The sequence below is a fragment of the Pseudomonas sp. FGI182 genome (assembly GCF_000511325.1).
Classification (GTDB): Bacteria; Pseudomonadota; Gammaproteobacteria; order Pseudomonadales; family Pseudomonadaceae; genus Aquipseudomonas; species Aquipseudomonas putida_Z.
On record NZ_CP007012.1, the window covers coordinates 2,368,221 to 2,393,439 of the forward strand.

Genomic DNA, 25,219 nt, shown 5'->3' on the forward strand with positions numbered 1-25,219 from the left:
TTCAATTCCCTTCCCGGATGAGTGAGGTAGCCAAGGCACTGGCAGTGCCGAGCCGGGAAGGGGGAGGTGCCGAGGGGGCGATGGCGTCGAGCGGGGCCTTGAACGCTTGTGCCGCATGCTTCGCGAGGTTTTCGGTGCCCTGCAGGGCGGAAGGTAGCGTCAGCGCTGCAGCCGGGCCTGAAAAGTCCTTTCTCAGGTTGCCGAAGTAGCTGCCGGCTACCCATGGGTCGGCTGGGTCTTTCTCGAAATCAACGGCTGTGGGGCCCGGGCTTACAGCTGCTACCGCCGCAAACCCTTGTTCGTCCAGCGTGCCTTTGAGCATCTGGCCCAGCGCGTCCTCTACCTGGTACCCGGAGCCTTTCAAGGGGCGGTTGTTGGCGTAGTTGCGGAATAGGTCGAGGTTGCCTTTGTCCGTTTTGGGCGCGTCCGGGAACGTGGCCGTCTGGCTTTGTGCACCTTTGTAGATGAAGTCAGTCGCGTGCGCGGTGTACTGGCCAGCGGTGGCATGCAGGATTCCCCCTGCGGTGTAGGTGGTACTGCTGCCGCCCCCCTGGATGACCAGTTCTTCCTTGGCGCTGAGGGTGATGCGTTCGGCGGTGACGCTGACCTTGAGCTTGGCCAGCAGGTTGATGTTGTCCTTGAGCGCCTTCAGGTCGATGTCGCCGGTGGCCGCGACCAGTCGCCAGCCCATGCTCTGGACGAACTGGCGTACCCCTCGGCTGGCACTGATCAGCAGGCGCTTGCCGATGGCCAGGCTGGTGTGGCCACCCGTGCTCAGGCCCAGATGTTCGCCGCTGGCGATGTGGGTGGATTCCGGGGTGGTGGTCGCAATGCCGGTCGGGCTGGCGAGCACCAGCTGCGGGTCGGCCAGTTCCGGAAACCGGTTGGCTTCAGGGTTGCCGCCGTAGCCGCAGATGGCATCGTGCTGTGCCTTGAGCGCTTCACCGACCTCATCCTGATCGCCACCTTCCTGGGCCAGGTGGTCGCGGGCGACCCTGGCGAAAGTGGTGTGGTACTGCTGTGCGGTCTGCAGGCGTTCGGCGGTTTCGGCCAGGTCGGTGTGGTGCTGGACGGCGCGGGCGCGCAGCTCGGTGGTCAGCAGCAGGCCGCCGCCTGCGCGGATCACCCCGTGGGTATCGGTGCGCAGCTCGAAACCTTGCCCACGGGGCTGGCCACCGAAGTGACGCGGATGGGTCAGGTAACCCAGGTGCAGCGCGGTGTGGTCGTGGTCACTCATCAGCGCCGCGCTGATCTGCCCGGTGGTGTCGTCCAGGCGTAGTTCGTTGTGCCGCTTGCCGTGGTGCTCCTTGCTGCGGATCGGGCTCAACGCCTTGAACTCGGGCAGGCGATACGGCGGGCGGTTGACGATGTGGTAGCTACGCCCGGTGATCATCGGTTGGTCAGGGTCGCCGTCGAGGAAACTGACCACCACTTCCTGGCCAATGCGGGGTATGGCCATATGGCCCCAGGTGGCACCGGCCCAGGCCTGGGTCACCCGCACCCAGCACGAGCTCTTGTCGTCGTCCTGGCCCAGGCGGTCCCAGGGGAACTGCACGCGCACGCGGCCGTGCTCGTCGCAGTAGATTTCCTCGCCGGGCGGGCCGACCACCTTGGCCATCTGCGGGCCGTCGATCACGGGCTTGGGGCAAGCAGGTGCATGCCATTCGACCCGGGCTGGAATCAAGGTGGCGGTGAGGGTGTAGGACGTGCCGACTTCGGCTTCGGCAGCATCCTCTTCCAGCGCTGTGAACTGCTGCCCCTTGTGCGTGATCTGCATCGGCCGCCAGAGGATGTTCAGGTCCTCGCGGGCATGGCCGGCCAGCTGGAAGGCAATACCCGGCTGCAGGCGCGCATCGTCGCCTTTGACCTGGGCCACCCGGGCATCGCCGAACAAGGCGTTGATACGGGTCTGGGTAAACGGCTTGCCGGCGTTGTCGTGCTTGTAGCGGCCGGGGTAGTCGTAGCGCTCGTACTCGTTGCCCTGGTTGCCCATGTCCCTGGGGTACAGGGTGTGTTCCAGGTTGTAGCGCGGGTGGGTGAAGGTGTAGTCGCGCTGGACCTGGATACTGGTGCGTACCTGCTCGCGATAGCGGAAGTCATGCAGGCAGGGCTGGCGCGCCGTGCCACCCCGGTTGGCCACGTACAACACCGGGTCGCCTTCCAGGCTGCCGAACTGGCTGATCTGGTCCGCCTGGACCACGCCATGGCTGCCTTGGCTGTGCTCGAAGATCGAGATCAGGCCTTCTTCTGCCGATAGCCGCCAGAAGAACTCCAGGTCCAGATCACCGGCCTGTACGCAGAACTCACGCGTCTGGTGCGGGTTGACCAGGTACTGGGTCAGCGCTCCCCACCGGCGCTCGCGGAACAGCTCCTCGAGCAACTGCGGCACGGGGCGGTGCTGGAAGATGCGCCAGTCCGACTGCAGGCCGGCGCGGGCCAGCTGCGGTTCGACAATGGCGCGGTAGCGGGTGCGGCGGTGGCCGGTCTTGCCCTGTTCGAAGCTGCTGATCAGGCCATGCACGTGACGCACCGGTTGCTCCTGCTGCCAGATGGTCAGCAGCGCGGGGTGGTCGAGCAGAGTGGCGAAGTCGGCATCGTCGGCGAAACTCACCAGTTCGACTTCCAGGCGATACAACTGGCTGACGCCTTCGGTCAGCTCGAATGACACGACATCAAACTGAATGGCTTCGTCGGCTGGGGTACTGAAGGTAAAGCGCACATCATTCAGGTTGCTCATGCGTACTCCTGCGGTTCGTCCCATCGGGCAGGTTCATGAAACCGGACGCGTCATAGGACGCCAGGCATTAGTTGTGCTCACGACCGTAATGAGGAATCCGTTCCTGGTCGTGAAAGTTGCTTCCTAAAAATTTGTAGGAAGTTTCGCTAAATGCAGGATCTATCTTGTTTCGGGCAAAGTTTTACTTGTTGCGCCCATCGGCACAGTGACTGTTGCGTCATGTCAGTTCTATGTTGTCGAATTCATGGCTGCAGCATCGCCTGCAGTGATGCCAGTACTTGCTGGGTAATGCCGTCAAGTTTGGTGGCGAAGTAGAAATACAGGCCTGTGCAGAACACGCCCATCACGGCCCAGGGCGTCCACCAGGGCAGCTGGCGGTTCATGCGGTAATGCCGGGGCGCGACATTGGCCAGCGGGTCGGTCAGGGGTTGCGATTCGGCTTCGGGGCCATGCAGTTCAACGATCCGGTCATGGACCCGCTTGAGCCAGGCGGCCAGTTGCTCATCGCCATTGGTCTGGTTGGCGTACTTGCCGCGGTAGCCCAGTGCCAGGCACCAGAACAGGAACACAAACAGGTCGTAGCGCTGTTCGGGGGCGTCCAGCAAGCGTTCGAGCACGCTGAAGAATTTCTCGCCGCCCCAGGTTTCCTGATGGATGGCGCTGAGCAAGGACTGGGCTTTCCAGGACGAGTCGCGCCCCCAGGAGGTGGTCATGACGGCTTCATCGACCACGCAACACAAGCAGTAGGAAAACACCACGCGGTCGCCTTCGTCACAGTGTTCAAGCTGGCGTACCTGCTCGACCATGCCGTGGATCATGTTCTTGACGTGGGCATGCAACTGCTCGACGTGGTCATAGTGTTCGGTGCCTTCCAGGCGGATGACCAGGCCGAACAGGGGAGAGGCGATGTCGAAGAGGGGGAATGTGGTGTTCGAGCGGGTGTCGAACCCCAGCGCGTCGACATGAGGGAACAGTTCGCTGAGTGGGGGAGCGGCGCGGGCGTCTACCCGGGTGTTCTCGAAGTCTTTCTCGGGCGCGTTGTTCATGAGCGGACCTCCTGGTCACATCACCGGCTGCCGCCCGGTCCGGGCGGGCCATAGCTGGCGGGTTGCGTTGGCGGTGTTGATGATCTGCAGTTGATGGAATGAGTTGCTGTTGGCGTACAACGTCATGAAGTGGGAAAGCACGTTGCCAAACAGCTGCACCTCACCCTCGCATTCGAAGCCGGCAGGGTCGATGTGCAGGGTGGTGCGCATGCCCCGAACCGGCACGCCCTTGACCAGCCAATCGCAGGGCTCGTTGTCCACCTGTCTGATGGCGTCGAGGCGCTGGGTGGTATTGCGCTCCTGCTGCAGGTCATGGGCGGCGACAAAGTCGTAAACCCGCAGTACCGCGGCAAGGGTTGCAGGAGAAGACAGCGACAGGTTGTTCAGCGCAAGGTTGGAGACCAGCGCCCAGTGGCGCTCACCTTGGCCACCGCTCTGCAGCATCGGCGGGTAGCTGCGGGTGGGGCGGGTGAGGTTGCGATAGGTGACGAACGAGGGGGTGTCCTGGGTGGTCACATCGACTTCGCCAACCCTGAGCTGCTGCGCAAGGGGCCCGTTGCTGCAGGTAAGGTCGATGTTCAGTTCTTCGTGCAGGCCAAGGTAGGGCGCAAGGTTGTGATGCACCAGGCTAATTCTGTGTTGCACCTTGTCATTGACGGGTTCCTGCTCGATGTCCAGCTTGTAGTAGCGGGCGGGCGTCGGCTCGGCCAACGGGAAGTCGCGGTCCAGGGCCTCGAAGGGTTTGAAATCCTGTACATGATCGCTGGATTTCTGGCGTTGGCTGCTGACCCGATCAATGCTGAAAATTTCACCTTTCTTGCCGCCCTGGCGCCCCATTCGCACGCTTTCACACAGTGCCTGCCCATTCAACGGGATGGGCTCTGCCGTACAACTGAACAGGTTGATGGCAGGGATGCAGTTGAGCAGGATCGTTGTCTGGTCGATCTGTATGTCGGGCGGGAGGGGCGCACTGAAACCGAACTCCAGCTGGATATGAACGGCGGCCTCGTCAGGCCAGTAGCTGCCTAGCCCGTCGATGCGAAACCCATGAAAGCGCTCCGGGAAGCAGAAGAATTCGTGCAGGATGCGGTAGCCATCCATCTGCTCGCCGGGGCTGGGCAGCAGCGCTTCATTTGCCTCGAAACCGACGAAGGCCACTGAGGGGGGGAGCGCAAAGCGGTGCTGGCCGATATGCAGATCAAGCTTGTTCAGGTGCTGCGCCAGCCACTGGTAGAGGGTGAGTGCATTGCGTTTACTGCCAGCCAGATGAAACCGCAGCTGGTCGCACTTCATCTGCCGCAGCGGCTGCTCGGACAAGGCGCCCAGGTCGATGCGCACTACCGGTGCTTCGGCACTGGGTTGCGTGGTGATGCTGCGAATTTCCAGCGGCGCGATAGCCAGGTCCGCGCAGGTGCGGAACTCGCAGCTCACGCCGTCAACGGCTCGGGAGAACACAGGGGTGCCCTTGGGCAGCACCTGGGTCTCGCTCAGCGCGTGGTCGACAGGCTGGAACTGCATCAGTGTCATGCTCGGCAGCGGGCGCAGAAAATTGGGGTAGAGCAGCTGCAGCAACGGGTGGGTCAGCTCGGGCAGATGGTCTTCGATCTTCATGACCAGGCGAGCGGTCAGGAAGGCGAAGTGTTCCATCAGGTACTCGCTGGCCGGGTCCGAGGCGGTGCGACCAAGGACAGGCGCCAGACGCGGGTCGTCCTCGACAAAGTCGTCACCCAATTCCCTTAGGGTCTGCTGCTCCTGCATGAACCAGTCTTTGAACTTCATGTTTATCGCGTTGGACGCTCTATCTGGTGGCATGTGCCAGGGTTGATGAAAAGTGCGCATGGCTTATTTGTAGGAAAGTTCCCACAAGTTGCTGGGTTGTTAACTTTCCTGAAGCAAGTGCTTTTTATTTCATAATTCAGGAAAGTCACCGGCGTCTGCAAGAAAAGTGTTAGCTGGTATTTCTTGCTTGATATCATTGAATAGTGTTTTTCAATGCTGCTACTGTTTTTGCCAGTGTGCACTGTGAGGTGCCTTAAATCATTCGGAAATGCAGTCGGTAAGGTTTGCCGCTATGAAAGTGAACAAGGACAGTCTGCTGCGCGGTGTATTGCTGGTGCAGCGTCAGGCAATGCCGGTAGTTGTTGGTGTGGTACTGCTCGGCGTTGCTGCCGCAGTGGTCTGGCTATGGTGGTTGGGGCCTGAATGGCGGTGGCGTGAGCAGCAACCGTTGGTTGACCTGCCGGTGCGGATTGCGGCAACCGTGCTGCTGGTGATGCTGCCATTGCTGGCATGGAGCGCGTGGGTGCATCGGCGCAACCGCTCGATCGTACGCGAACAGCAACGGCAGCGGCGCGAGGTGGAAGACCCGTGCCTGGTGTATCTGCAGGCCCAGCAGCGCTCCCTCGACAGCAGCCTGGCCCGCTTGCGCGACAGCCAAGGTGGCCGCGGGCACCGTTACGATGTGCCGTGGTACCTCATCCTTGGCGAACAGAATGCGGGCAAGTCGAGCTTCGTCAGCCGTTCGGATCAGCGTTTTGCACTCGCCCGCACCGATGGCGCCACCCAGCGGGCCAGGACGGATCCGGACCTGGCTTTTGGCATCGACTGGTGGGTAGGTGACGACGCGGTGCTGATCGATCCGCCGGGCGAGTTCATCAGCCAGCCTGAGCGCCCGGCGCGTGTGGTCAAGCCCATCAATGAGGAGGGGGGCGATAACAACACGCTGCCAGCAGTGCAGGAGGCTGCACTGACGGCGAGAGCACCGGCCGAGCCCACAGGCCTGCCGGCGGGCGTCGAGCGACGCCTGTGGCGGCACATGATTGGCTGGCTTGCCCAGAACCGCAGCCGACGGCCACTCAATGGCGTGGTCTTGCTGGTGGATATGGTCAACCTGTTCGGGCGATCGGCGAAGGCGCGACGTGACCTGGCCTTGATGCTGCGCGCGCGCCTGACGGAGCTGGGCGGTGAGTTAGGTACGCGCTTGCCGCTGTACGTGGTGATGAGCAAGTTCGACTTGCTGGACGGTTTCGAGGAACTGTTCGCCGCGCTCCCGGCCCGTGAGCGGGAAGAGGTGCAGGGCTTTACCTTCACGTTGGGTTCGGTAAAGGACTTCGATGCCTGGCTGCAGGAGCTGGAGGGAGCCTATCAGGGCTTCCTGGGGCGCCTCGGCAGGCAACTGATGAGCGCTACCGTGGGCGCACCTGGCACCACGGGCAAGAGCGCCTGCTCGCTGCTTCGGGAACTGAGCGGGGCGCAGGAGATGTTGCTGAATTTCCTCGCTGATGTACTGGTCAGTGACCGCTACAGCACCCCACCCCTGGTGCGTGGCCTGTACTTTTCCTCGGTCTACCAGCGAGGCGAAGTGCGCAACCTGCTCGCGGATGCTTCTGCCCGCGCCTTTGCCTTCGCTACCCCGGCGTTGTCGACCAAGCCGCAAGGCACCTCCGTGGTGTATTTCGCGCAGCGGCTGTTGCAACGCGTGGTCTACCCCGAGGCCGGCCTGGCGGGCGACAACCGCAAGGTCGCCCGGCGCAAGGGCCGCCTGTTGAAGGGCGGCGCCGTGGCGGCGAGTGTGTGCGGGTTGGCCATGGCCGGTGGTTGGGCGTACTTCTACAGCGTCAACCGTGACAAGGCGGAGCAGGTGCTGGAGAAAAGCCTTGCGTTCAGCAACACCAGCACGGACGCCAAGGATGATTTGACCGGGCGCAGCCTGCTGCTGCCGTTGAATGAGATCCGTGATGCCGTGAGCCTGTACGGCGATTATCGCTCTGGTTGGAGCGTGTTCACGGATATGGGGCTGTACCAGGGCAAAGCCATTGGCCCGCAAGTGGACCAAGCGTACCTGAATGCCCTGGCTCAGCGTTTTCTACCGGTGATTGCGGGCGGCGTGGCAGCGTCTGTAAAGCAAGCTGCCCCCGGTAGCGACGCGCAGTTGGCGGCATTGCGCGTGTATCGCATGATCGAGGATCGCGGTAATCGTCGGGCAGAGATGGTCGAGCAATGGATGGCTCGCGAGTGGCAAAGGGCGTATCCGGGCCAGGGCCAGCTGCAGGCCGCGCTGATGCGCCACCTCAGGTACGCTTTGGCCTACGCAGATGTCGAGCTGCCGGAGTATCGGAAAGTCGTTGCCCAAGCGCAGCAGCAGTTGCGCAAGCTGCCGCTGGCCGAGCGTGTCTACATCGGCTTGAGGCAGCAGGCTCGGGAGCAATTGCACGGTGAGCTGGATTTGCGCAACGAGATCGGCCCCGCGTTCGATATCGTCTACAGGCCACTGGCCGCACGCGATCACCAAGCGGCCGTCGACGCCAATTTGTCCCTGCCACCTTTACTGACGGCGACGGGCTTTCGCGACTATTTCGACCAGCATAGCCAGAACGCGGCCGACCTCGCCCTGGTCGACCAGTGGGTGCTAGGGGAGCGGCGTAGCCTCGACTACTCCGACATGGACCGCCAGGCCCTGGCGGAGCGCCTGCGAGCCCTGTACAGCGCCGACTACATCGACAGTTGGCGGCGTGTGCTGAACCAGTTTTCGGTTGCCGAATTCAGCGATCTTGCGCATGCCTTGGGTGTTCTGGAACAAGTCAGCGGCCCGGCAGCGCCGATACGCCGGCTGCTGGAAACCGTGCGCAGCAATACGCTGATCTATCCGCAGGCCGCGGACAGCGAGAAGGAACCGAAAGCCGATCCGCAGGTTCGCATGCAGGCCATGGGCATCTATCGGTCTTTCGCGGGGCTTTCGGGGATGCTCGACGTGCGTGGTGACAAACCGTCCTACCATGACGAAACACTCCAGGCGATCAGCGCTGTACACGACTACCTGAAGGCGGTGCAGGACAGCCCTGACCGGGGCAAGGCCGCCCTGGCGCTAGTGTTGAGCCGTTTTTCGGAAACGGCGCCCGACCCCATTCGCAACCTTCAGCGCATTGCCACGGGCCTGCCGGAACCCCTCAATCGGCATGTTCGCCAGCTGGCGGAGCAGACTTCGCAGGTGCTGATGGTCATGGCGTTACGGGAGCTGGAGCAGCGTTGGGATGCCGAGGTTTACAGCGTCTACCAGGAGCGACTGGCCTCACGCTATCCCATCGACCCGGCCGGGCCGGATGTGTCGCTCAAGGATTTTGAAGCCTTCTTTGGCCCGCAAGGCCAGCTCAAGCGCTTCCAGGACCAGTACCTTGCGGTGTTTCTCGAAGACAACCTCGATGCGCTGTACTCCCGTGCGGATGAAGGTTACCTGGTCCGCCCCGAAGTCATGGTGCAGCTCAAGCAGGCTGAAGCCATACGCAACGCGTTTTTCGACAATCGCGGGGAGCTGAGCGTGAGCTTTGGCCTGGAGCCTCTGGCGATCAGCGGTGGCTTGCGTGGCAGCGTCTTCGACCTGGATGGGCAGCTGCATGCGTTTGCGGACCGGGGCAAGGAGCCGATCGGCATGACCTGGCCGGGCCCTGCCGGGGAGAGTGGGCATAGCCGTGTCACCCTCGTGCAGGTTGCGGGTACCACTGTCAGCCTGGGCTATCACGGCCCCTGGTCGCTCTACCGCCTGCTCAGCCGCGGTGGGCTGAATGCCCGTACATCCACCAGTATCGATCTCGGTTTCATGATTGCCGGCGATACGGCGCGCTACAAGGTTCACACCACGGGCGCAAACAACCCCTTCACCCGCCAGCTCTTTGCAGGGTTCGCCCTGCCGCAGCGGTTGTTGCGTGACGGCACGGCCAGCGAAGTGGCCGGGCGATAGGGCACGGCGCAGGCCACCCAAGCATCCCGATACCAGTGGCCTGGGTCGGGATTCGTTGTCTGTTTGTTCCGGTGCCTGGTCCGGCCTTCACAGGATGCTCATTTTTTTATTGGACGGATCATTTGTCACGGCGGTATTCACTGTCTTGCCTGAGTTCAACGGCGTTGTTCTCGAAGTGAACGTGTACGGTATGGTTGTAACCGCGTGCCTGGATGCGTACTGCATCTTTCCAGCGGCCCTCGGGGTTATCGCCCAGGCGAGCAACGACGGCGATGTAGCGGGTGCGCTCGTTGATTTCTTCGTGTTCGATGAACTTGAACTGGCCAGGGGTCAGACGGTAGTCATCGACGCTGATCAGCGTGGTGCCCAGCGCTTTATCCAGGTCTTCTTCGACTTGCTCATAAGTGGCATCCAGCAACAACGAATCGTCCCGGAGCTGAAGTACCTTGAAAACGATGGATGACGGGGCCTGGTGTTGTGGTTGCAGGTCGAGTTCCTCAGGCAAAGCAGTTTGGGGCGTTGCGTAACTGGCCAATGGCGCAGGCGCCTTCGGCCCGACGATGGCTTGCTCGCCCTCGACAGAAGCGGGGTAGTTGCGGTGCAGCTGCTCTGCCAGTGAGCTCAGCTTGTCAGTCAGCTCGACAGGACTTGTGGCGCTGAGGTTAGCCGCCAGCTGTTCCGGGTGGCCATGCAGCGGTATTTGTTCGCCTGAATCTGTCGGTTCGAGGCTGACAGGCGCAGGCGGGTCTGCGGCGTAGAGGCTCAGCGCCAGGTGGCTGATGTCATTGTTGGGGCCACCGACAGGCAGAGCCGGATCCATCGCCACCTGGTAGATCTTGCTGATCGAAGTACAGCCACTGATCGCCAGGCAGGCCAGTAGCAAACCTACAGGCTTGTTCATTGCACCTCCTTGCCGAAGATTTCGACTATGGCCGGGTCAACCCGGGCTTGCGCGGCCCTGTCCAGATAGGCCAACGGATCAAGCTCATCCACAGGCCCAGGCATTGAGGCCTGGAAAAATCCGGCGATATCCGTAATCGGTACGCCAAGTACCTGCAGCGGGCACATCAGCTGATCAACCCCCAGCTCTGAGAGTGGGTCCCTGCGGGTATGCGGCTGCGGCTCTTCCTCGTCCTCGCCCAGGTGTATGGCAATCTGATAGTCACCCATCTGCAGTCTGTCGTTGTGCCTGAGGCGGACAGGCGTACCCGAAAGCAACTGGGTGTCACTGCCATTCATGAAACTCTTGCCGCTGTGGTCAATGATGCAGAAATGGCCTTCATGCCAGCCGATTTCGCAGTGCACCGGCAGGATGCGAACGCCCCGATCATGCAGGCGCCAAGCACCTTGACTGCCGATGGAGCCGCCAGCCCGATCGAAGCGATGCCGCGGTTCGCTGCCGTGCAAGAGTTTTTCCGGATTGAGGACGGTGAGCGTGACGCTGGGGGAGAGAACATTTGTACTCATGTGCGTACCGTGATGCGAACAGGGGGAGGTGTGGGGTCATTGCGGTTGGCGATGAAGCTTGTCCAACCGAGGTGGGTGCCTTGCTCGGCCCGTAGGCTGAAGGGTGGGGCTTGCTCGGCGCACATGCGTAACTCCAGGTCATAGGCCCCGACATCACGGAGCAGAAAATCCACCAGCCGCGCCAGCCTCTGGTAGTTGTCACCGCTGGGCAGGAATTCGCGGAACTGCTGCTGATTCAGGCCTGCGATCACAATGGTGAACTTGCTGCTGCGTGACTCGATGCTGTCGCCAACCAGGAAGTTGTTGCCGAGTTGGTAGTTTCTGGCCCCCAGGCAGTTGCGTTGGGAAGTGGGAATCGACACGGTGCGCTTTTCGAATTCGCGGATGGCAACCTGCTGGAGGTCGAAGCAATGCGCGATCATGCCGGCTACCATGCCGGGGGAGCGGCTGCGGCTGGCGATCATTCCCACGAAACTGAGCAAGCGGCTCCAGGGTAGCGGCGTAGCGCCGCGTAGTGCTGAGTCGTCCAGGCCGATCAGGGCGAAGACATAGCGGGAGAAACCGTCCTTCGCGCCCGGTTGAAAGCGCACGTAGTAGCGGTACTTGCGCCACGCTTGATGGAGCAGGGTATGAAGGCGATGGTTGAAGAAATTGAGGAAAGCCGGGCGTAAACCGATGCCGTGTGCGTTTTCGTAGGCGATTTCGTCAAGGTAGTAAGTGGGCAGTGGCGAGTCTGTGCCATGCAGGCCCAGAAAACTTGCCTGGATGCGGTAGCGGTCGTCCTTCAAGCGATCGGCGCGCAACACGTCGGCAACAGGGAAAGACAGGCTGGGCGACACTTCCAGCCGTAATCGGCGTCTCGTCTCTCGAGCAAGTGGGCGTTGTTCCAGATCGTCGTCGTGTAGGTGATACAGCAATTCCAGTAGCTGGAAATAGGCGTACTGGTGGGCGCTTTCCAAAGCGATATCGACCTGGCCAGCGGCGTGCAGAACTACTGGTTTTTCCATGGTTGAGTCTCTTGCCGTAACTAACGGATGCGAAGTGAATGCTGATCGTAGTCGATGGTTTCTGATTCAGGTCATTGTTTTCTCGTCTGAAAGTGGATATCGACCAATAAAAAGAAATTTCTGTAGGAAGTGTCTTTTTTTATTGGTGCGGGGCTGTTTATGTTGACTTTTTGGTAAGGCTTTCAGGGGCGTGGAATTAATAAGTTCATCGAGGGTTGAAGTTGGAAGCCGCTTTTCGAATAGAGCCGGAAATTGCTTTATCGAGGAAAACGACGAGTGTTCGTTCACGCCGCGATGAACCTGCTATTCCTAAAAAGACCCCTGAACCCACCAAGGCCCGTCGATGCTGGTCATCGAGCAACTGCACAAATCATTCCCCACCCCCCAGGGCCCGCTCCCCGTGCTGCAGGGCGTCGACCTACGCCTGGCGCGCGGCAGCAGCCTGGCGCTGATGGGCGAGTCGGGCAGCGGCAAGAGTACCTTGCTGCACCTGGTGGCCGGCCTGGACCGTGCCGACAGTGGCCGTATCCTGATCGACGACATCCCGCTCGACAGCCGTTCCGAGGCGTCGCTGGCGTTGTGGCGGCGGGAAGGCATCGGCCTGGTGTTCCAGCAGTACAACCTGATCAGCAGCCTGGACGTGGGGGCCAATCTTGCGTTCCAGGCCCGGCTGGCCGGTCGGCATGATCCCGATTGGCTGACCTACCTGGCGCAGCGCCTGGGTTTGGCGGATTTGCTGGCGCGTTACCCGGAGCAATTGTCTGGCGGCCAGCAACAGCGGGTTGCCATCGGCCGCGCCCTGGCCGGGCGCCCGGCCTGGTTGCTGGCCGACGAACCCACCGGCAGCCTCGATGAAACCAGCAGCGATGAGGTGTTGAGCCTGCTGTTGCAACTGGTCGCCGAGGCTGGCAGTGGGGTGCTGATGGTGACCCACAGCCCGCGGCTGGCGGCGCGCTTGCAGCAGCGTTGTTACCTGCAGGCCGGCCGCGTGCGGCCCGAGCAGGGCGGATGAGGCTTCTATCGCTGGCCCTGCTGGCGCTGCTCAGCCACTGGCGGCGCCATCGCGTGCAGTTTTTCAGCATCTTCACCGGCCTGTGGCTGGCCACGGCGCTGTGGACCGGCGTGCAGGCGCTGAACAGCCAGGCACGCAGCGACTATGCCCGGGCCAGCGCGGTGCTGGCCGGGCCGTTGCAGGCGCAACTGGTGCCGCGCCGTGGCGAGCGCTTCGACCAGGCACTGTACGTGCAGTTGCGCAGGCTGGGCTGGGCGGTGACGCCGGTACTGGAAGGGCGCTTGCGCTTTGCGGGTGAGCCGGCGCGCAGCGTGCGATTGATCGGCATCGAGCCGTTGAGCCTGCCGCCGGCCAGCAGCATCGCCGGTGTGCAGCCCGGGGCGTTCGATCTGCAGGCCTTTGTCGGCATGCCCGGGCAAGCCTGGGTCGGGCCGGACACCTTGCGCCAGCTGCATGCCGGCCCCGGGGCCTCAGCACGCGACAGCGAAGGGCAGCTGCTGCCGCCGTTGGTTCTACAGCCAGCGCTGGCCCCAGGGGTGATCGTGGTCGATATCGGCCACGCCCAGGCGTTGCTGCATGCACCCGGGCAGTTGTCGCGCTTGCTGGTGGCTGCCACGCCGGGGCCGTTGCCGGCGGATATCGCGCCTTACCTTGAGCTGCAACCCCGGCAGGACGATGGCGGCTTGCAGCGGCTGACCGACAGCTTCCACCTCAACCTGACCGCCCTTGGCCTGCTGGCGTTCGTCGTCGGCCTGTTCATTGCCCATGCCGCAATCGGTTTGGCACTGGAACAGCGGCGCGGCCTGATTCGCAACCTGCGCGCCTGTGGCATCAGCCTGCAAACCTTGCTGTGCGCCTTGGTGCTGGAGCTGGGGCTGTTCGCGGTGCTGGGCGGCCTGGCCGGCGTGGCCAGTGGTTACGGGCTGGCCGCGTGGTTGCTGCCCGATGTGGCCGCCAGCTTGCGCGGCCTGTATGGCGCCCAGGTCGCCGGGGCGCTGAGCCTGCCCGCCGGGTGGTGGCTGATGGGCGTGCTGGTGAGCGTGCTGGGGGCGCTGCTGGCGGGTTTGGGCAGTGTACTGCATGCGGCGCGCTTGCCGTTGCTGGCGCTGGCGCAACCTCAGGCTTGGCGGTTGGCCCAGGGGCCTTGGTTGCGGCGCCAGGCCATGGTGGCCGGCCTGTTGCTTTTGCTGGCCCTGGGCTGTGGCGTGCTGGGCGACAGCCTGCCCAGCGCGTTCGGCCTGCTGGCAGGCTTGCTGCTGGCGGCGGCGCTGCTGCTGCCGGCCTTGCTCGACCGGGTGCTGGCCTGGCTGGCGCGCCATTGTCGACGGCCCTTGTCGCAATGGTTCGTCGCCGACAGCCGCCAGCAATTGCCGGCCCTGAGCCTGGCGTTGATGGCACTGTTGCTGGCGCTGGCGGCCAGTGTCGGGGTGGGCAGCATGACCGAGGGCTTTCGCAAGACCTTTGTCGGCTGGCTTGACCTGCGCCTGTCCGCCGACCTGTATGTCACCCCGAGGGACACCGCCCAGGGCTTGCAGATAGCCGAGTGGCTCGGGCAGCAACCTTCGGTGGAGGTGGTATTGCCCGGCTGGCGTGTGGAAACACAGCTGCAGGGCTGGCCGGTGCAGGTCCAGGGCATCGTCGATCATCCTGTCTATCGCACACGCTGGCCATTGCTGGCGCAGCAAAAGCAGGCCTGGCAACAACTGGCCGCCGGGCAGGCCGTGATGCTCAGTGAACAGCTGGCCAGGCGACTGAAGCTGCAGCTGGGTGATCGCCTGAGGCTGCCCGCAGACACTTCGCCAGCCCTGAGCGTTGTGGGCATCTATGCCGATTACGGCAACCCCAAAGGACATATGCTGGTCAATGCCGGCTGGCTGCGCGGGCACTGGCCACAGGCAACCCTGACCGGGTTGAGTGTCGATCTGGTGGGCGATCAGGTGTCGGCACTCGAGGCCGAACTGCAACAGCGCTTCGCCCTGGACGACAGCCGCGTGGTCGAGCAGACGCGGCTCAAACGTTGGTCGACCGACGTGTTCAACCGCACCTTCGCCGCCACCGCCGCGCTCAACAGCCTCACCCTTGGCGTGGCAGGCGTGGCGCTGTTCATCAACCTGCTGACCCTGGGCCAGACCCGCCTGGGCCAGTTGGCGCCGCTGTGGGCACTGGGTGTGCGGCGCACGCACCTGGTGTGGCTGAGCCTTGGGCAGACACTGTTGCTGAGCAGCCTTACCGTGCTGCTGGCGATTCCGCTGGGCATCCTGCTGGCCTGGTGCCTGGTCGCGGTGGTGAACGTGCAGGCATTCGGCTGGCGTTTGCCGCTCTACGTGTTCCCTGCGCAACTGCTGCACCTGGCCGTGCTGGGCATGCTTACCAGCCTGTTGGCCAGTGCCTGGCCACTGTGGCAGCTGGCGCGTCGCCAGCCGCGTGAACTGTTGAGGCCGTTTGCCGATGAAACGTAGCGCCTGGCTGTTGCTGTGTGGGTTGCTGGGCGGCTGTGATCAGCCGGCCGAGCAAAGCTATGCCGGGCTCGGGCAGCAGGCGGGCGAGTTCAGCCAGGTAAGCCGCGGCCATCGCCTGGAATTTCCGCGTGACCACGGGGCACATGATGGCTTCCGCATCGAATGGTGGTATGTCACCGCCAACCTTCAGGACCTCCAGGGGCGGGACTGGGGCGCGCAGTGGACGCTGTTTCGCTCGGCCCTGCGCCCAGGCCCCGAGACTGCCGGCTGGAACAGCCCGAACCTGTGGATGGGGCACGCGGCGTTGACCGGTCCCGGTGGTCATCAGTCTGGCGAAACCTTGGCGCGCGGGGGTATCGGCCAGGCTGGCGTGCAAGCCCAGCCGTTCCGGGCGTGGATCAATGACTGGTCGTTGCAGGGCAGCAGTGGCATCGAGCATCTGCAAATGGTCGCCGGTGGTGACGGCTTTCGCTATGACCTGCAACTGCACAGCGATCGGCCCTTGGTGCTGCACGGGGACCAGGGCTACAGCGAGAAGTCCGGCAAGGGGCAGGCTTCGTACTATTACAGTCAGCCGTTCTATCGAGTGAGTGGGGAAGTGCAGCGTGACGGCCAGTGCATTGCAGTCACCGGCCAGGCCTGGCTGGACCGGGAATGGAGCAGCCAGCCGCTGGCTGCCGGGCAGACGGGGTGGGACTGGTTTTCCCTGCACTTGGATAGTGGCGCCAGGCTGATGCTGTTCCAGGTGCGCGAGGTGCAGGGGGAGGCGTATCGCGCCGGGACCTGGGTCGGCCCGCAGGGTGAGGTAGTGGCACTGCAGGGTGCGCAGATCCAGCTGCAGGCGCTGGCCTGGGCCCGGCAGAAGAACGGCAAGCAGGTGCCGACGCGATGGCGGGTGCAGGTGCCGGGGCATGGCGTGGATGTGCAGGTCGAGGCTGTGGAGTCGCAGGCCTGGATGGAGACGCGGTTCCCGTATTGGGAGGGGCCAGTGCGCTTGACCGGGAGTGCGGGTGGGCGAGGGTATCTGGAGATGACCGGCTATTAGCACCTCATATCCCGGCCATGAGCCCAGCCCTTTGGGCTGCGCTGTTGCACAGGGAGCTATGTTCGAGAGCGTGTCATATTACCTGTGGGAGCGGGCGTGCCCGCGAAGAGCCCAGCACGGTGCATGGCACTGTCTGCTGGCCGGCTTGTTCATATATCGGGCATGACGCGGTCCCGTGTAGGAGCGGCCTCGTGTCGCGAAAGGGCGGCAAAGCGGCCCCGGCAATGTTGTGGTGATGCGAAGATCCTGGGGGCGCTTCGCACCCCTTTCGCGACACAAGGCCGCTCCTACAAGGGACCGTGTCAGCCTGTTCAATTCTTGATTAGCCCCGCAACATTGCCTGCTGGCCGACATTTAGCATTTGCTTGCTCATATCTCGTGTAGGAGCGGCCTTGTGTCGCGAAAGGGGCGCAAAGCGGCCCCGGCAATGTTGTGGTGATGCGAAGATCCTGGGGGCGCTTCGCACCCCTTTCGCGACACAAGGCCGCTCCTACAAGGAATCGCGCCAACTTTTGGAATTTGAACAAGACAGTTGCTCCCACAGGTACTGCACAAGGCTTGAGGCCGATGCAGTCGAGGTGGGGTGGGCTTGCCGGCGATGGGCCGCAACGCGGCCCCAGGTTTTCAATCTTTGATCAACCCTCGCAACACCGCTCGTGCTTCTTCAGTGCGCAAGCACTCAATGAACAACCGGCTTTCCCGCATTACTGTCACCTCAAGCTCGGCCCGTTGGCCGTCCTTGAGCAGCCGCTTGCTGATGCGCAGCGCCGCCTGCGGGTAGCCTTGCAACTGCCGCGCCAGGCGCCGGGCAGCTGCAAGGCACTGCTCACCGTCTTCATGCAGTTCATTGGCCAGCCCCCAGGCCACCATCCGTTCGCCATCAAGCAACTCGTTTGCCAGCAGCAGGCGAGCCGCCCGGGCATGGCCAAGCAAGCGCGGCAGCAGCAGGCTGGAACCAAACTCCGGGCACACGCCCAACGGCGCGAAAGGGATGCGCAGCTTGGTCGTACGGCTGACCAGCACCTGGTCGCAATGCAACAGCAAGGTGGCACCAATACCGATCGCCGCACCACTGACCGCGGCAATCAGCGGTTTGTCCAGGCCCATCACCACCCGCATCAGGCGGAACACCGGGCTGTCCAGGTCGGCGGGCGGGTTGTCGAGGAAGTCGCGCAAGTCATTGCCGGCGCTGAAGCAGAGCGGCCCACCGGTGATGATGATGGCTTCGACATCAGGGTCTTCACCTGCCGCCAGCAGCAGGTCGCCCAGCTGTTGGTACATGGCGGTGTTCAAGGCGTTGAGCTTGTCGGGGCGGTTGAAGGCCAGGGTCAGCAGGCCCTGGTCCAGGTCACGTGTGATCAGGTCGTTCATGGCAGCCGCTTTTGTTGTTGTGGGCATGGGTGCCAAGGGTTTATCACGCAGTCCGGCTTGTTGTACAGTCGTTCAGTCCAGCCCCTAGCCCGAGAGCCGCCGATGAACCAGGAAGCCCGCTACCATCGCATGCTGCCGGAATTGCGCAAAGCCAACCTGGTCGAGGCGACCCTGGTATGCCTCAAGCGCCATGGCTTCCAGGGCGCGTCGATCCGCAAGATTTCGGCCGAGGCCGGGGTCTCGGTCGGGTTGATCAGCCATCACTACGCCGGCAAGGATGAGCTGGTGGCCGAAGCCTACATGGCGGTCACCGGCCGGGTGATGGGCCTGCTGCGCGAGGCCATGGCCCAGGCCGCGCCCAATGCCCGCGAGCGGTTGTCGGCGTTCTTCCGCGCCTCGTTCTGCGCCGAGCTGCTCGACCCGCAATTGCTCGACGCCTGGCTGGCGTTCTGGGGCGCGGTGAAGACCGCCGATGCGATCAACCAGGTGCATGACCATTCCTATGGCGAATACCGCAATGAACTGAGCGGGCTGCTGGCCACGCTGGCCGGGGAGGAGGGCTGGCAGGGCTTCGATGCCGACCTCGCGGCCATCAGCCTGAGCGCCTTGCTCGATGGCCTGTGGCTGGAGTCGGGGCTCAACCCCGGTACCTTCACCCCCGAGCAGGGCGTGCTGATCTGCGAGGCCTGGGTCGATGGCCTGCAGGCCGGTGGCCGGCGTCGCTTCAGCCTGCCGGAGGGCTGTTGATCGCCTGTTCAGTAACGAGTAGGCTGCTGTCGCGAGTGTGTAGAACAAACCAATAAAAAAAAGAGACGACACGCAATGACGCCTCGGGTATTGATCGTCGATGACGATCCGCTTATTCGTGACTTGCTGCAGGCCTATCTGTCCCAGGAAGGCTATGACGTGCACTGCGCCGACACCGCGGAAAAGGCCGAAGCCCTGCTCGGCAGCCAGGATGTCGACCTGGTGCTGCTGGACATCCGGCTGCCCGGCAAGGACGGCCTCACCCTGACCCGCGAGCTGCGGGTACGCTCGGAGGTCGGCATCATCCTCATCACCGGCCGCAACGACGACATCGACCGTATCGTCGGCCTGGAATGCGGCGCCGACGACTACGTGATCAAGCCGCTCAACCCCCGCGAACTGGTATCCCGCGCCAAGAACCTGATCCGCCGCGTGCGCCATGCCCGCGAGGTGCACCCGGCGCCGGCCTGCGCGCAATCGCTGAAGCAGTTCGCCGACTGGGCACTGGACACCGACCGCCGGCGCCTGATCGACGCCCGTGGCGGGCAAACCCTGCTGACCCATGGCGAGTTCCAGTTGCTCAGCGTGTTCCTGCGCAACAGCGGCCACACCCTCAGCCGCGACCAGTTGATGGACCAGATCCGCAACCGCGAGTGGGTGCCCAACGACCGCTCCATCGACGTGCTGGTCGGCCGCCTGCGGCGCAAGCTGCACGACGACCCGGCCGAGCCCCAGCTGATCATCACCATTCACGGCACCGGCTACCTGTTCACCGCCAGCGTGGCGGCATGACCCGCAGCGCCTGGGTGCTGGCCTTGGCATTGTTCGCCGTGCAAGCCAGTGCAAAGCAGCCGGTGCGCTATTGCGACTACCCGGTGTACCCGCCGATTTCCTGGAGTGACGGCCACCAGGTGCGTGGCCTGGCCCCCACCGTGGTGCGAGAGCTGTTCGCGCGCATGGGCTACGAAGTGCAGACCGTGGTGCTGGGCAACTGGAAGCGCTGCCTGATGGACGCCGCCGCCGGGCGGGTGGACGTGGTGCTGGCCTACAACAGCGACCAGCGTGACCAACGCATGCGCTTTTCCACGGTGCCGGTAGTGCGTGAGGAAGTGGCGGTGTTCTACAACCGCCTGCGGCCAGTGCAGTTCCAGCGCCTGGAGGACCTGGCCAGCTACCGCGGCGGCCTGCTGTACGGCGAAAGCTACGGCGCCGATTTCGACCGCTTTGTCGCCCGCCACCAGAACATCGAACGGGTGTCGTCCAGCCAGCAGAACTTCGGAAAGCTGATCCGTGGGCGCATCGACTACGTGATCCAGGAGCGGCGCACCGGCCAGCTGTTCATCGAAAACCTGCCCGGGGCGCAGGACATCCGCGTATTGCCCACGGCCCTGAGCGTGGACTACCTGCGCGTTGCGATATCACGGCAATCGCCCTTGAGCCAGCATATGGACGAAATCGACGCGCAGTTGCTGCGCATGAACCAGGCCGGCGAGATCGAGCGCTGGCTGGAGCAAAGCGAAGTGACCTACCGCGACATGGTCAACCTGCCGGCGGACTCCCGATGATCCGCCTGCGCACCGATGGCTTGCTGCGCCGCCTGCTGCTGTTCATCCTGCTGTTCAGCCTGTGCTTCACCGTGCTGGCCAGCTCGGTGCAGCTGTATTTCGAGTACCGCCGCGAGATGCGCGATATCGAGGCGCGCATGGCGTTGATCCGCGCCGGTTACCTGGCCAGCCTGGAGCGCAGCCTGTGGGACCTGGACGAGGCACAGCTGGACACACAACTGCGCGGCCTGGTGGATTTTTCCGATGTCGCCCGGGTGCGCCTGGTCAGCGACGATTTCCAGCTGCTGCGCGGCGCCGCCGAGCCCAAGGGGCCGCTGCGCATCGAACGCTTCCCCCTCGATTACCAGCCGCCCTCGGGGCCGGCCAGGCACCTGGGCGAGCTGGAAGTGAGCATCGACCTGGGCGCGGTGCACAGGCGGCTGTATGCCACTGGCCTTGCCAGCCTGCTGTGGATGGGCGTGTTCCTGTGTGGCCTGGCGGTGGCGCTGTCGGGGCTGTTCTACCGCCTGGTCACCCGCCACCTGCAAGTGATGGCCGAGTTCGCCCGGCGTATTGGCGCCGGCCAGTGGCAGGAACCGTTGCGCCTGGGGCGCCGCACCTCGACGCGCCCGGACGAGATCGACACTGTGGCCAATGCCCTGGATGACATGCGCCGCGCCATCCTCAGTGACATCGAGCGCCGCGAGCGTGACCGCCTGGCGCTGCAGGACAAGCGCGACGAACTGCAGGCCATGGTCGAGCGGCGCACCGCCAGCCTGGCCCGGGCCAAGGACGAGGCCGAAGCCGCCAACCTGGCCAAGTCACGCTTCCTGGCGACCATGAGTCATGAGCTGCGCACACCGCTCAACGGCATTCTCGGCATGGCCGAGCTGCTGCGCGGAAGCCGGCTGGAGGCGGCCGACCGCCAGCGCGTCGAGGCCTTGTACAAGGCCGGCGAGGGGCTGCTGGCGATTCTCAACGAGGTGCTGTATTTTGCCCGCCTCGAGGAGGGCGAGAGCCGCGCCGAGCTGGTCGGTTTTTCGCTACGCCAGTTGTGCCAGGAAGTGCTGGCGCTGCTCGAACCCATGGCCCGGGACAATGGCGACGCCCTGCAGCTGGACATCGACGAGCAATTGGCCGAGTGCCAGCACGGTGCCGAACAGTACCTGCGCCAGGTGCTCAGCAACCTGCTGGCCAACGCCATCAAGTTCACCGAACACGGCCAGGTGCAGCTTGCGGTGCAGGTACTGGCCAGTGACCAGGGATCGCAGCGCGTGCGGGTGTCGGTCAGCGACAATGGCATCGGCATCGAGCCGGCTGTGCAGGCCAGGGTCTTCGACCGCTTCGTCCAGGCCAGCGAGGCGGTGGCCCGGCGCTACGGCGGCACCGGCCTGGGCCTGGCGATCTGCAAGCACCTGGTGGAAAAGCTGGGGGGCTGCATTGGCCTGGACAGCGTGCAGGGGCAGGGCAGTCGCTTCTGGTTCGAACTCGACATGGCCCGCGGGCAGCCAGTGCAGGCCAGTTCACCAGCCCCTTCGCCCCTGGCCAGCCTGGATATCCTGGTAGTCGAGGATGTGGCATTGAACCGCGAGGTGGCCGGTGGGTTGCTGCTGCGCGATGGCCACCGGGTGAGCTTTGCCGAGGACGCCGGGCAAGCCCTGCAGGCCTGCGCACAGCGGCGCTTCGACCTGATCCTGCTCGACGTGCACCTGCCCGGCATGAGCGGGGTGGAACTGTGCCGGCAACTGCGTGCCACCCCCGGGCCGAACCGCCACAGCCGGATCCTGGCACTGACGGCTGGCGTGCAACCGGGGCAAGTGCCAGGGTACCTGGATGCCGGCATGCAGGGAGTGCTGGCCAAGCCCCTGCGGCTGGACAACCTGCGCCAGGCGCTGGCCGAAGCGGCGCCCGCTGAAGTGGTGGGCGTCGACGCGAGAATGGACTGGTCATTGCTGGACACCCACCGCTCGCTGCTGGGTGAACAGAAGCTGCAAGGCCTGTTGAAGGTGCTGCGCCAGTCGCTGGAGCAGCACGCCACCGCATTGGCCGAGGCGCTGCCGGCCCAGGACTTTACCGAAGTGCTGCACCTGGCCCACCGCCTGGCCGGCAGTTGCGACTCCCTGGGTTTTTCTGGCCTGGCCGCGCTGTTGCGACGCCTTGAGGACGCTGCCCGGCAGCATGACGAACAGGCGTTGAAAGCGCTCGGTGCGCCGCTGGCCACCGAGCTTGCCCAGGCCCGCGCCACCCTGGAACAGCTGATCCAGAGCTGACGTACAAAAAACTTACGACTTTTTACATCTTCGATCCGTTCGTACAACGGCACCTTACATCCGTTTCCAATAATCCATGGCAACCGTGTTGCACGCGGTCCATGAGGCTTATTGGAGACAAGAATAATGACATGCCGTAGCGCTCAGCCCCTCCTTCCTACCACACCGCGCGGCACCCCCGCGCGGCCTGGCACCAGCCGCAAAGGCGAGGTGCGCCATGACTGACAACCGCGAAAAGATCCAGCTCACCCGCGCGCTGAAAAGCCGGCACATCTTCATGCTGTCGCTGGGCGGGGTGATCGGCACCGGGCTGTTCATGGGCTCGGGCGTGACCATCAACCAGGGCGGCCCGGTCGGTGCGATCCTGGCCTACCTGGTCGCGGGTTTGCTGATGTACCTGGTGATGGTCTGCCTGGGCGAGCTGTCGGTGCAGATGCCGGTGTCCGGTTCGTTCCAAGCCCACGCCACCAAGTTCATCGGCCCGGCCACCGGCTTCATGATCGGCTGGGTGTACTGGATGAGCTGGGCCACCACTGTGGGCCTGGAGTTCACCGCCGCCGGCATGCTGATGACCCGCTGGTTCCCGGAGGTGCCGATCTGGTATTGGTCGGCGCTGTTCGTGGTCGTGCTGTTCGGCCTCAACGCCCTGGCCACCCGTGCCTTCGGCGAGGCGGAGTACTGGTTCTCGGGGATCAAGGTGGCGACCATCCTCGGCTTCATCATCATCGGTTTGCTGGTGATCTTCGGCGCCATCCCGCTGAGCAGCGGGGCGCCGGCACCGATGCTGGACAACCTGATGGGCGAGTCGCTGTTCCCCCATGGCCTGTCGGCGGTGTTCGCGGTGATGATGACCGTGGTCTATGCCTTCCAGGGCTGTGAAATCATGGGGGTGGCGGCCGGCGAGACCGAGCACCCGGAAAAGAGCATCCCACGGGCCGTGCGCAACGTGGTGTTCCGCGTGCTGATCTTCTACGTGCTGGCGATTGCCGTGCTCTCGGCCATCGTGCCGTTCGAGCAGGCCGGGCTGATGGAAAGCCCGTTCGTGCAGGTGTTCGACATGGTCGGCATTCCCTTTGCCGCCGACCTGATGAACTTCGTCATCCTCACCGCCATCCTCTCGGTGGGCAACTCCGGGCTGTATGCCTCCACGCGCATCCTCTGGGCCATGTCGAAGAGCGGCATGGCGCCGAAAAGCCTGTCGCCGCTGAGCAAGCGTGGCGTGCCGTTGCGGGCGCTGAGCATCACCCTGTGCTTTGCGCTGATCTCGCTGATGACCAGTTTCATTGCCGCCGACACCCTGTTCATGGTGTTGATGGCGGTGAGTGGCATGTCCGGCACCGTGACCTGGATCGTCATCGCCCTGGCGCAGTACCGCTTCCGCAAGGTCTACCTGCGTGACGGTGGGCAGCTGCAGGACCTGAAGTACAAGGCGCCGCTGTACCCGCTGGTGCCGCTGCTGTGCATCACCCTGTGCAGCTCGCTGTTCGTGTTCCTGGCGCTGGATGAAACCCAGCGGCCGTCGTTGTACTGGGGCTTTGGCTTCATTGCCCTGTGCTACGCGGCGTACTTCTTCGTCAACCGCCGCCGGCAGGGGGCCTTCGAGCCGAGCGTGCCAGGGGTTTGATTCGGGTGTTGGGCTGAAGATTGCCGGGGCCGCTTTGCGGCCCATCGCGACACAAGGCCGCTCCTACAGGGGAATCGCGCTCAGGCCCGGCCTGGCGCGATCTCTTGTAGGAGCGGCCTTGTGTCGCGAAAGGGGCGCAAAGCGCCCCCAGCAATCCGTCAGTTGTACAAAGTTGTAACAACCACCTCCTATCTCAACCTTGAGACAACAAATAAAACTAATAAAAACAACGACATATATCGTTTCCAAGTGTTGTTACAGCCCAATCCCCGCCCAATTGCCGCCTTGTTGAACACTCGTTTAGTATCTCCCTCATCAAGCCCTCTCAAACCATCACAACAACACCGAGGCCCCCCATGACCACCCCGTCGTCGTCACTGTTGAGCAAGGTCGAAGCCGGCGTTGCCTGGATCACCCTCAACCGCCCCGAGCAGCGCAACGCGCTGGACATCCCCACCCTCAAGCAACTGCACGCCCTGCTGGAAACCTGCAACAGCGACCCGGCCGTGCGCGTGGTGGTGCTGACCGGCAGCGGGCGCAGCTTCTGCGCCGGAGCCGACCTGGCCGAATGGGCCGCGGCCGAGGCCCAGGGCACCCTGGAAAGCTACGGCTGGACCGAAACCGCCCACGCCCTGATGTTGCGCCTGCACAGCCTCGACAAGCCCACCATCGCTGCCATCAACGGCACTGCCGTGGGCGGTGGCATGGACCTCAGCCTGTGCTGCGACCTGCGCATCGCCGCGGCCTCGGCGCGCTTCAAGGCCGGCTACACCAGCATGGGCTACAGCCCCGATGCTGGTGCCAGCTGGCACCTGCCACGGCTGATCGGCAGCGAGCAGGCCAAGCGCCTGTTGTTCCTCGATGAGCTGTGGGGTGCCGAACGTGCCCTGGTGGCCGGGCTGGTCAGCGAAGTCTGTGCCGACGAGCAACTGCCCGCCGTGGCCGCCGAGCTGGCCGGGCGCCTGGCCAACGGCCCTACCTTCGCCTACGCGCAGACCAAGCGGCTGATCCGCGATGGCGCCCGGCGCACCTTGGCCGAGCAGCTGGAAGCCGAGCGCCAGGCCGGCCTGCTGTGCGGCCGCAGCCAGGACGGTGCCGAGGCGCTGCAAGCCTCGGTGGAGCGCCGCGCCCCCCGTTTCACCGGCCAGTAACCCGA

Annotated in this window: 17 protein-coding genes; 10 read left to right on the top strand and 7 right to left on the bottom strand. The window is 63.8% G+C overall.

What is annotated here, in order from left to right; all coding sequences use genetic code 11:
- Position 1: 1 nt before the first annotated feature.
- From C163_RS10540 to tssF, 3 genes are all read right to left on the bottom strand, one after another.
- Positions 2 to 2,737 (bottom strand): type VI secretion system Vgr family protein, encoded by a 2,736-nt coding sequence (locus C163_RS10540; protein WP_025338728.1) that lies wholly within the window; start codon positions 2,735 to 2,737, stop codon positions 2 to 4.
- A gap of 242 nt (positions 2,738 to 2,979) precedes the next feature.
- Positions 2,980 to 3,783 carry a type IVB secretion system protein IcmH/DotU gene (gene icmH / locus C163_RS10545; protein ID WP_025338729.1) on the bottom strand — a complete coding sequence of 268 codons (804 nt, stop codon included), beginning with the start codon at positions 3,781 to 3,783 and terminating at the stop codon, positions 2,980 to 2,982.
- A 15-nt stretch (positions 3,784 to 3,798) separates the two neighbouring features.
- On the bottom strand, positions 3,799 to 5,562 hold the full coding sequence (tssF, locus tag C163_RS10550; RefSeq protein ID WP_025338730.1) for a type VI secretion system baseplate subunit TssF: 1,764 nt from the start codon (positions 5,560 to 5,562) through the stop codon (positions 3,799 to 3,801).
- 292 nt (positions 5,563 to 5,854) lie between these two features.
- Between tssF and tssM the strand changes: the two genes are divergently transcribed.
- Positions 5,855 to 9,517, top strand: a complete 3,663-nt coding sequence (gene tssM / locus C163_RS10555) for a type VI secretion system membrane subunit TssM (RefSeq protein WP_025338731.1) — start codon at positions 5,855 to 5,857, stop codon at positions 9,515 to 9,517.
- Between the two features lie 118 nt (positions 9,518 to 9,635).
- Here tssM and tssJ read toward each other — a convergent pair whose 3' ends face one another.
- Genes tssJ through tssG form a run of 3 tightly spaced genes read right to left on the bottom strand, consistent with a single transcriptional unit; the run spans position 9,636 to position 11,991 of the window.
- On the bottom strand, positions 9,636 to 10,418 hold the full coding sequence (tssJ, locus tag C163_RS10560; RefSeq protein WP_025338732.1) for a type VI secretion system lipoprotein TssJ: 783 nt from the start codon (positions 10,416 to 10,418) through the stop codon (positions 9,636 to 9,638).
- The gene (locus C163_RS10565) at positions 10,415 to 10,984 is read right to left on the bottom strand and encodes an FHA domain-containing protein (RefSeq protein ID WP_025338733.1); all 570 of its coding nucleotides are present in this window, start codon (positions 10,982 to 10,984) and stop codon (positions 10,415 to 10,417) included. The genes tssJ and C163_RS10565 overlap by 4 nt, the downstream gene beginning before the upstream one ends.
- Positions 10,981 to 11,991, bottom strand: a complete 1,011-nt coding sequence (gene tssG, locus C163_RS10570; RefSeq protein ID WP_025338734.1) for a type VI secretion system baseplate subunit TssG — start codon at positions 11,989 to 11,991, stop codon at positions 10,981 to 10,983. The genes C163_RS10565 and tssG overlap by 4 nt, the downstream gene beginning before the upstream one ends.
- Positions 11,992 to 12,334: 343 nt before the next feature.
- Between tssG and C163_RS10575 the strand changes: the two genes are divergently transcribed.
- From C163_RS10575 to C163_RS10585, 3 genes are read left to right on the top strand one after another with little or no spacing between them, the layout of a single operon-like run.
- Entirely contained in the window at positions 12,335 to 13,003 is a 669-nt protein-coding gene (locus C163_RS10575; RefSeq protein ID WP_025338735.1) for an ABC transporter ATP-binding protein, read from the top strand.
- Positions 13,000 to 15,462: an ABC transporter permease gene (locus tag C163_RS10580; protein WP_025338736.1), complete on the top strand. Its 2,463-nt coding sequence runs from the start codon at positions 13,000 to 13,002 to the stop codon at positions 15,460 to 15,462. The genes C163_RS10575 and C163_RS10580 overlap by 4 nt, the downstream gene beginning before the upstream one ends.
- Positions 15,452 to 16,507 carry a lipocalin-like domain-containing protein gene (locus C163_RS10585; protein ID WP_025338737.1) on the top strand — a complete coding sequence of 352 codons (1,056 nt, stop codon included), beginning with the start codon at positions 15,452 to 15,454 and terminating at the stop codon, positions 16,505 to 16,507. Before C163_RS10580 ends, C163_RS10585 begins: the two co-directional genes overlap by 11 nt.
- A gap of 624 nt (positions 16,508 to 17,131) precedes the next feature.
- Here the strand turns inward: C163_RS10585 and C163_RS10590 are convergent.
- Positions 17,132 to 17,878 (bottom strand): enoyl-CoA hydratase, encoded by a 747-nt coding sequence (locus C163_RS10590; RefSeq protein WP_025338738.1) that lies wholly within the window; start codon positions 17,876 to 17,878, stop codon positions 17,132 to 17,134.
- A 102-nt stretch (positions 17,879 to 17,980) separates the two neighbouring features.
- Between C163_RS10590 and C163_RS10595 the strand changes: the two genes are divergently transcribed.
- The 6 genes from C163_RS10595 (at position 17,981) to C163_RS10620 (ending at position 25,214) form a co-directional block, all read left to right on the top strand.
- Positions 17,981 to 18,625, top strand: coding sequence for a TetR family transcriptional regulator C-terminal domain-containing protein (locus C163_RS10595; protein ID WP_015270774.1), 645 nt, complete (start codon positions 17,981 to 17,983; stop codon positions 18,623 to 18,625).
- A gap of 75 nt (positions 18,626 to 18,700) precedes the next feature.
- Positions 18,701 to 19,417, top strand: a complete 717-nt coding sequence (locus tag C163_RS10600; protein ID WP_012271826.1) for a response regulator — start codon at positions 18,701 to 18,703, stop codon at positions 19,415 to 19,417.
- Positions 19,414 to 20,190: an ABC transporter substrate-binding protein gene (locus C163_RS10605; protein ID WP_025338739.1), complete on the top strand. Its 777-nt coding sequence runs from the start codon at positions 19,414 to 19,416 to the stop codon at positions 20,188 to 20,190. The genes C163_RS10600 and C163_RS10605 overlap by 4 nt, the downstream gene beginning before the upstream one ends.
- A complete protein-coding gene (locus C163_RS10610; RefSeq protein WP_025338740.1) occupies positions 20,187 to 22,439 on the top strand; it encodes a hybrid sensor histidine kinase/response regulator in 2,253 nt (750 codons plus the stop codon). Before C163_RS10605 ends, C163_RS10610 begins: the two co-directional genes overlap by 4 nt.
- A gap of 217 nt (positions 22,440 to 22,656) precedes the next feature.
- Positions 22,657 to 24,063: an amino acid permease gene (locus tag C163_RS10615; RefSeq protein WP_025338741.1), complete on the top strand. Its 1,407-nt coding sequence runs from the start codon at positions 22,657 to 22,659 to the stop codon at positions 24,061 to 24,063.
- A gap of 356 nt (positions 24,064 to 24,419) precedes the next feature.
- A complete protein-coding gene (locus tag C163_RS10620) occupies positions 24,420 to 25,214 on the top strand; it encodes an enoyl-CoA hydratase/isomerase family protein (RefSeq protein WP_025338742.1) in 795 nt (264 codons plus the stop codon).
- The last annotated feature ends 5 nt before the right edge of the window (positions 25,215 to 25,219 follow it).

What these genes read in the sequence shown, in the direction of transcription:
- C163_RS10585 (WP_025338737.1), top strand. Translation starts at nt 15,452, where the DNA reads ATGAAACGTAGCGCCTGGCTGTTGCTGTGTGGGTTGCTGGGCGGCTGT.
- C163_RS10600 (WP_012271826.1), top strand. Translation starts at nt 18,701, where the DNA reads ATGACGCCTCGGGTATTGATCGTCGATGACGATCCGCTTATTCGTGAC.
- C163_RS10580 (WP_025338736.1), top strand. Translation starts at nt 13,000, where the DNA reads ATGAGGCTTCTATCGCTGGCCCTGCTGGCGCTGCTCAGCCACTGGCGG.
- tssM (WP_025338731.1), top strand. Translation starts at nt 5,855, where the DNA reads ATGAAAGTGAACAAGGACAGTCTGCTGCGCGGTGTATTGCTGGTGCAG.
- C163_RS10565 (WP_025338733.1), bottom strand. Translation starts at nt 10,984, where the DNA reads ATGAGTACAAATGTTCTCTCCCCCAGCGTCACGCTCACCGTCCTCAAT.
- tssG (WP_025338734.1), bottom strand. Translation starts at nt 11,991, where the DNA reads ATGGAAAAACCAGTAGTTCTGCACGCCGCTGGCCAGGTCGATATCGCT.
- C163_RS10610 (WP_025338740.1), top strand. Translation starts at nt 20,187, where the DNA reads ATGATCCGCCTGCGCACCGATGGCTTGCTGCGCCGCCTGCTGCTGTTC.
- C163_RS10595 (WP_015270774.1), top strand. Translation starts at nt 17,981, where the DNA reads ATGAACCAGGAAGCCCGCTACCATCGCATGCTGCCGGAATTGCGCAAA.
- icmH (WP_025338729.1), bottom strand. Translation starts at nt 3,783, where the DNA reads ATGAACAACGCGCCCGAGAAAGACTTCGAGAACACCCGGGTAGACGCC.
- C163_RS10620 (WP_025338742.1), top strand. Translation starts at nt 24,420, where the DNA reads ATGACCACCCCGTCGTCGTCACTGTTGAGCAAGGTCGAAGCCGGCGTT.
- C163_RS10575 (WP_025338735.1), top strand. Translation starts at nt 12,335, where the DNA reads ATGCTGGTCATCGAGCAACTGCACAAATCATTCCCCACCCCCCAGGGC.
- C163_RS10605 (WP_025338739.1), top strand. Translation starts at nt 19,414, where the DNA reads ATGACCCGCAGCGCCTGGGTGCTGGCCTTGGCATTGTTCGCCGTGCAA.
- tssJ (WP_025338732.1), bottom strand. Translation starts at nt 10,418, where the DNA reads ATGAACAAGCCTGTAGGTTTGCTACTGGCCTGCCTGGCGATCAGTGGC.
- tssF (WP_025338730.1), bottom strand. Translation starts at nt 5,562, where the DNA reads ATGAAGTTCAAAGACTGGTTCATGCAGGAGCAGCAGACCCTAAGGGAA.
- C163_RS10590 (WP_025338738.1), bottom strand. Translation starts at nt 17,878, where the DNA reads ATGAACGACCTGATCACACGTGACCTGGACCAGGGCCTGCTGACCCTG.
- C163_RS10540 (WP_025338728.1), bottom strand. Translation starts at nt 2,737, where the DNA reads ATGAGCAACCTGAATGATGTGCGCTTTACCTTCAGTACCCCAGCCGAC.
- C163_RS10615 (WP_025338741.1), top strand. Translation starts at nt 22,657, where the DNA reads ATGACTGACAACCGCGAAAAGATCCAGCTCACCCGCGCGCTGAAAAGC.